The organism is Collinsella sp. AF23-4AC (assembly GCF_003462685.1).
Lineage (GTDB): Bacteria > Actinomycetota > Coriobacteriia > Coriobacteriales > Coriobacteriaceae > Collinsella.
Genome location: NZ_QRVE01000015.1, coordinates 44,400 through 51,152, shown reverse-complemented (window position 1 = coordinate 51,152; position 6,753 = coordinate 44,400). Strand labels below are relative to the sequence as shown.

Here is a 6,753-nt window from a genome sequence, read left to right as displayed (position 1 = left end):
CCGTGGGTTATACCCTAAGAGCAAACCACCCTTTTTAAGGGTGGTTCTGATTTGGAGCGCCTCCGCATACGGAAACTACGTCCCGGATTTGGCGCTCAGAACGGGATGTGCTTTCCTTTTTGGGCCTCTAGCGGAAAGCGTGTCCCGGAATTTGGCTCCAGAGTGGGATGCACTTTCCGGTTGGAGCTTCAAACGGAAAGTGCATCCCGGAATCCGCGCCTGGAATGGGACGCACTTTCCGGAACAGCCCTCAACCGGAAACTGCGTCCCAGAATTTCGCTTCAGAGTGGGATGCCGTTTCCGGCTGAACCCTCTGGCGGAAAGTTCATCCCAGAATTGACGCTCGGAGTGGGACACAGTTTCCGGATGGAACCTCAGCGGAAATTGCGTCCCAGTTTGAGCGTCTATTCCGGGATGCAGTTTCCGCTGGGCGCTTCAGCCGGAAAGCGTGTCCCGTTCTGGGCCTTGATTCCGGGACACGGTTTCCGCTAGGTATGCCATATGGAAGGCGCATCCCATTCTGAGCACTCAATCTGAGATATGGTTTCCGCGGTGCCGCCAACTGGAAAGTGTGCCCCAGTTTGATGGGCAGGCGGGCATAAGCTCAACAGCTCCTACAGGTCCACCTCGTTGAGCCATGTCGGCAGCGCGGTCTGCCGGATGCCTGCCGTCTGCAGCTTTTTGGCGAGCATTCCTGCCGAGCGGACCTCGTTCATGGTAAAGCGCAACAGAGGATGACCGTAGAGTGATAGGTGCGCCTCGCGCTGTCGTTCGGCAACGAGCGCCTCGGCGGCGGTGCGTCCGGCCAGCATGGTCTGGTCGGTATATTTGATGAGCCCGTCGAGCTCGCCCAGCGTGAGTTCCCGCGCCTGGCGCTCCCAGGCAAAGTCCGTTCGTATGGGCTTGGCCGAATCGAAGGGGTCCGTCAGCTCGTATTGAAGCCAGTCGGGCGCAAAGCCCGTCTCGATCATGATGGCTCGGGCGACCGATTCCCCGCCGCTCTCGGCGCGGGCGTCGGCATATCGAAGCGTTGTGAGGGCGGTGCGAATCGCGCGACCATTGCGGGCAGTCGCTCGTTGCTCAACGGCCTCCATCAGCTGTTCCGGCGCAAGGCCGAGCTTTGAGATCGCCGAATCGGCAATGGGCATGCCGTCGGTAAAACCAGTTTGCAGCAGGCAATCTGTGGCCGTTTGGATGGGCGGCGTTACCGATATGCCGGCTCTGCGTATTGCTCCGGCCGGCTCAATCTGGTGTCGCTGAATATGTGCGCCCGGACGAGCCGACGGCTTTGTCGAGCTGCAAACATGCACGACGTTCAGGTGTCGCCACGAGATCTCGAGCCCCAGCAGGCAAGCTGCCGAAAACGAGCAGAACGTCCAATCGGGATGGATGATCGCAAGGGCGCGGATAATCTCGCAATGGCGTTGCGCTCGGTTGAGTTCATCCCAGCGCGTTTTTCGCGCAAACAACCCCGGCATGGGCGAGACAACCGTGCCGCCGGCGCGCCGAAGGAGCGCTTTTCGGATCGCCGTGCTCGGGGGAATCAGGCAGCGCCCCTCTTGTCCGGCTTGAGTGAGCAGTTGGTCGATGAGCTGGTCATTGCAATGGGTCATGAGCTACCGCCTCCTTTTGGGTAGCAAAAACGTATCAGCTGGAACTTGCCGCTCAGCTGACCAAAAGCTGACCAAAATCTAACCATGCAGGTAGATGACCTGCTTTTGGCGACATATTTCTTGTTTGAATCGGTGGGCGGTAATCGGCGACCGTGAACGGTAACTGGATATGAAGTCTTGGTAAGTTTCGGGACGTGTACTTTTTGAAAAAGAGCATTCTATCTGCTGTTTTGTGTTTCTGGATCGCATATTTGAAGGCATGTGATAAGGCCGGCGGACTGTCGCCTTGTATCTGCGGAAACTGTGACCCGGAATTGCCACTCGGAATGGGACGTGCTTTCCGGATCGCCCTTCAAGCGGAAACTACATCCCAGATTTCGGCCTCAGAGTGGGATGCCGTTTCCAGATCGGGCCTCAAACGGAAATTGCATCCCGGAACGAGCCTTCAGAGCGGGATGAACTTTCCCAACGGGCCGCATGCGGAAACTGTGTCCCGGAATTGCCACTCAGAACGGGACACGCTTTCCGGATGGGATGCTTGGCGGAAACTATGGCCCAGTTTTTGGCTCCAGAACGGGATGCATTTTCCGGAACGGTCCACGTGCGGTGGTGTACCGCCCCTTTCGTGTGCGCCGCTTGTCGAATTACGTTATAGCTAGCTATATTATAGGAAGGTATAATATAGCTAGCTATAACGTAAAGGAAGGATGGTCTATGTTTGTCGGAAGAACAGCGGAAATGTCCGAGCTCAATCGACTGTATGGCACGGACTCCTTTGAGATGCCTGTGATTTACGGCCGCCGTCGTGTGGGTAAAACGCGCCTTATCACAGAGTTCATCCAAGGCAAGAAGGCTATTTACTTTCAAGCTCGTCGTACCAATGCGGAGGCAAACCTGCACGGCTTTAGCCAGGCGATACTTGCAGGCTCGGTTGGTGCTGCAGGCGTGTCGTTTCGTAGTTTTGACGAAGCGTTCGATGCATTGGCCACCATGGCTCGCACGGAACGTTTGGTTGTCGTGATTGACGAGTATCCCTATCTCGCCCAATCGAATCCCGAAATCAGCTCGTTGCTGCAAGACAAGATCGACCACTTATACAAAGAGACCAGGCTAATGCTGATCCTGTGCGGGTCGTCGCTTTCGTTTATGGAAGAGCAGGTGTTGGGCTACGAGAGCCCACTATACGGTAGGCGTACGGCCCAGTTTAAGATCATGCCGCTAGATTTTACGACGACCCTCGGCCTGTGGCAGAGCATGGGTCGCGAAGACGCAGCGGTTTGCTATGGCATGACGGGCGGCATTCCTGCATATATCGAGAAAGTCGATCCTACCGTATCGCTCAAGGGCAACATCAAGCGTCTTTTTCTTACCCCTACGGGTTATCTCTTTGAAGAGCCGAGTAACCTGCTATTGCAAGAGTGCCGCAATCCCGAGCAATATGATGCGATCGTGCAAGCAATTGCTCAGGGGCGCTCGAAGATCTCGGAGATTGCGAGCTCTACGGGAATCCCTGCGAGCAACGTAAAGAGCTATGTGGATAAGCTGGCGTCGCTTGGGATTGTCGAGCGCGAGCTGCCCCTAAACGAGACGAGCAATAAGCGAGCCGTGTATCTGCTGAGCGACCAGATGTTTAGGTTCTGGTACAAGTTTGTTCCGCAGAACATCGGGCTGATTCAAAACGATATGGCCGAGATGGCGTATAAGCGCATTGAGCCGCACGTATCGGATTACATGGGTACGGTCTTTGAGCTCATATGCAGACAATATGTGTACGAACTCGCGCGCGCGGGCCAGCTCGATGTGGTTCCGGCGAGCGTCGGGCGCTGGTGGGGGACGGATAATCGCACGCATACGCAGGAAGAAATCGACTTGATTGTTGACGATGGCGAGGGCACTGCTCTGTTTGCGGAGTGCAAATGGCGCAATGAACCGGTGGGCGAAGACGTGCTGCAAAAGCTCGTGCACCGAAGCGAGCTCTTTAGACGGCAAAATAAAAGCTATGCGCTTTTCTCAAAAAGCGGCTTTACGCAGGGATGTCGGGATGCAGCGGAGAGTAGGGGAGATACCAAGCTGATTTCGTTTGCCGAGATGTGAGGGCGGGGATAATGAAGCGCGTTCTGATTTGATGCTGGGAATGGGATGTGCTTTCCGGATCGCCCTTCAAGCGGAAGCTCATATGTTCAAGAAATGGGAGGCAGCTCATCGCGAGCCGGGGCCTTTTGTTTGGAGCGGAGGCAGCATCCCGGAATTCAGGCAATCCGGTGGTCAGGGGTTGAGCGAGCGTTGCGCTAAGGATGCCAAGCGTAAAACCTTCAATGAAAATAGCGTAAAAACTGCATCTGTCATGGCGTAAAAACTACATTGAATGTAGCGTAAAATCAGCATTGAGAATGGCGTAATTTCGCATATCGCGTGATAGAGAGGGACGGCCGTCTGTGGATGCACCAAAGAGATTGACCCAAAAGGGATATAGACCCCGGCTCATAGAGGAGCGCCTCGACACTCTTATGCGGGCGTTTGGCTGTGTGGAGATCAACGGCCCCAAATGGTGCGGCAAGACCTGGACGGCGCTCTCTCGCTCGGCGAGCGTCTCCAGGCTCGATGAGCCTGCGCAGCGCGCGGCGGCAGAGGTCGACCCAAGCCTGGCGCTCATCGGCGATGCGCCACACCTGGTCGATGAATGGCAGGAGGTGCCCGAGGTTTGGGATGCCGCCCGGCGCTTCGTGGACGCGAGCGGCAACGAACGCGGGACACTTTTGCTCACGGGATCGACCGCGCTCAAAAGCGAGGAGCGCAGCCATGTTCGTCATTCCGGCACGGGTAGGATCGCCCGTCTGTCAATGCGCCCCATGGCCCTGTGTGAGTCGGGCGACGGCGAGCCGCTCGTGTCACTGGCAAGCCTCTTTAAGGGCGAGGGTTTTGCCCCTCAGCGTTGCGAGAGTACGGTGGATGACGTCGCACGCTGGTGCTGCAGGGGCGGTTGGCCTGCAAACCTTGGGCTTTCGGAAGAGCTTGCGCGAGAGACGGCAAGCCAGTACGTGCACTCGGTGCTCGACGTCAACGTGCTGGATGAGGGCATGTCGCCCGAGCTTGCACACGGCCTTTTGCGAGCTCTTGCCATGAACGAGAGCCAGGCTGTCACGTACAAGACGCTCGTAAAGGACGCCTCGTACGGTGAGGCGGGCCCCGACGAGAGGACCATCGCTGCGTACTTGGACCTCTTCAACAGGCTCAAGCTGACCGAGGACCTGTGCGGATGGGAGCCGCCCATGCGCTCGAAGGCCCGCGTTCGCGTGCGCCCCAAGCGCTACTTCTGTGACCCGTCACTTGCGGCGGCGTTGCTGGGGGCTACCCCCGAGCGGCTGCTTGGCGATATGCAAACGCTGGGGATGCTCTTTGAGAACCTCGTTCTGCGCGACGTGCGCGTGTTCCTTTCCACCTACGGCGGTGTTGACAACAGTGTCCATTATTTCCGAGATGAGAAGGGCCTTGAGGTTGATCTGATCGTTGAGCACGACGGGCGCTGGGGAGCCATCGAGGTCAAGCTGAGTGATGCGAAAGCAGACGATGGAGCGAGAAATCTCAAGGCGCTGGAGAGGAAAGTGCTCTCCAATCCTGCCGCCCAGAATGCCGCGCCGGCGTTTTTGGCGGTCGTGGTTGGAAAGGGGAGCATTGCCTACACACGCGACGACGGCGTGGCGGTGATCCCCGTGGCGGCACTTGGGGCGTAGTGGTTTTGCGGGGCGTGCCGTGCTTCCTTTACCGAAAATCCATTTGGTAAACCAGATGCTCGCGGATAGAATAAAGTCGACGGCAGCCCAAGTAGTGAAGAGCTGGGCAGCGCCGTTGCTTGGTCAAGAGGTCAGTGCCTTAATGGCAGCGACTTGTTATGCTTCGAATGCTGCTTGAGTGCCTCGGAAAGTTCGATAAGCGCCGTGAAGAGCAAGACCAAAGCAACCAAGAGCTCTACGAGCTCTGATGGGCCCGGGATGACCTCTGATTCAAGTCACCGGGCCTCAATCTTTTTCATTCATTTGAATAGAGTGGGCGGCGCTCTCGGGGCCGTCTGCATGGCGTGTGCCTGGCGCATGGTATTGCGCCCCGCTTTCATGTCCGCACGGGCGCCTATCCTTACGGCAATGTAGCCGCCTATGTAGCAAGCGGCAGGCAACGGAGAAAGGCCCTAACCGTGTCAGCTGAAAAGACGCCGTGCATCTCGGCTATCGATACGACGAACTTTGCGCGCCAGATTGTGCTGGACTTTGAGTTTGCGCCGGTGCCAAAGCAGCGCCAGCGCCGTGGACTGCGCAACGAGATTATCGAGGTCGGCGCCGTCAAGCTCGATTACCACGGCAACGTTATGGGCGAGTTCTCGCAGTTTGTGCAGACGGAATTTACCGAAGGCGTTGCGTTCCCCGTCCGCGAGCTTACGGGGATATCGGCCATGGACGCCGCGATGGCCGATCCGCTCTACATGGTGATCAAAAGGCTCAGCGATTGGATCGGTCGCTACTCCGCCCAGGTGGTCTGCTGGAGCGGGGCGGACCGTCGACAGCTTTTGGCCGAGTGCCAGGCGAAGCACATCGATCTTTCCGCATTTCCTGCGGACTGGGCCGACCTGCAGGCGTTTTATACCTCGATCATGGACGTGGGCAGCCACGGGTGCGTCTCTTTGGGTGACGCGGCAACGTGGTTTGGCATCGAATTTGACGAGTCGACGGGCCACGCTCACAGCGCCTTAGCCGATGCGCGCGTGACCGCCAAGCTGCTCAAGCAGGTGATGGACGGGGACTACCGCGTTAGTCCGCGCGCCCAGGAAGTCCGCCAGCGGTGGGGGATGGGCGAGCGAGCTCAGACGCGCCTTTCCAGCAAGTGCCCCGAGCTGGGTGACCTGCTGCTGAAGCTGAAGGCGGAGGGAAGGTAGGGGTGCTTATTTAGCGACAAGCAGAAGGAACGGTTACGCGAGGGATTCCGGAATCAGCATCAGAGGGCTGTGCTTGAGATGCTATTCAAGGACACACTGACATCCGCTGAGACTAAGCAGGTCAAGAGCGTGGACATCGAGAAGGCATCTATTATCGAAGAACGACATGCAAACATGATTTGCTGGATGGACAGGCATAGACCCGTGACGCTGCAC

At 57.5% G+C, this 6,753-nt stretch carries 5 protein-coding genes; 4 read left to right on the top strand and 1 reads right to left on the bottom strand.

The window, feature by feature from the left end; translation table 11 throughout:
• Positions 1 to 614: 614 nt before the first annotated feature.
• Positions 615 to 1,613, bottom strand: coding sequence for a hypothetical protein (locus DWY05_RS07975; protein WP_117821218.1), 999 nt, complete (start codon positions 1,611 to 1,613; stop codon positions 615 to 617).
• A gap of 477 nt (positions 1,614 to 2,090) precedes the next feature.
• Between DWY05_RS07975 and DWY05_RS07970 the strand changes: the two genes are divergently transcribed.
• The 4 genes from DWY05_RS07970 to DWY05_RS07960 all read left to right on the top strand — a co-directional run bounded on the left by DWY05_RS07970 (position 2,091) and on the right by DWY05_RS07960 (position 6,537).
• Positions 2,091 to 3,707 carry an ATP-binding protein gene (locus DWY05_RS07970; RefSeq protein WP_370448091.1) on the top strand — a complete coding sequence of 539 codons (1,617 nt, stop codon included), beginning with the start codon at positions 2,091 to 2,093 and terminating at the stop codon, positions 3,705 to 3,707.
• 82 nt (positions 3,708 to 3,789) lie between these two features.
• Positions 3,790 to 3,966, top strand: a complete 177-nt coding sequence (locus DWY05_RS09965; RefSeq protein ID WP_158558715.1) for a hypothetical protein — start codon at positions 3,790 to 3,792, stop codon at positions 3,964 to 3,966.
• 172 nt (positions 3,967 to 4,138) lie between these two features.
• The gene (locus DWY05_RS07965; RefSeq protein ID WP_233504052.1) at positions 4,139 to 5,344 is read left to right on the top strand and encodes an ATP-binding protein; all 1,206 of its coding nucleotides are present in this window, start codon (positions 4,139 to 4,141) and stop codon (positions 5,342 to 5,344) included.
• 458 nt (positions 5,345 to 5,802) lie between these two features.
• The gene (locus DWY05_RS07960) at positions 5,803 to 6,537 is read left to right on the top strand and encodes a 3'-5' exonuclease (RefSeq protein WP_158558716.1); all 735 of its coding nucleotides are present in this window, start codon (positions 5,803 to 5,805) and stop codon (positions 6,535 to 6,537) included.
• The last annotated feature ends 216 nt before the right edge of the window (positions 6,538 to 6,753 follow it).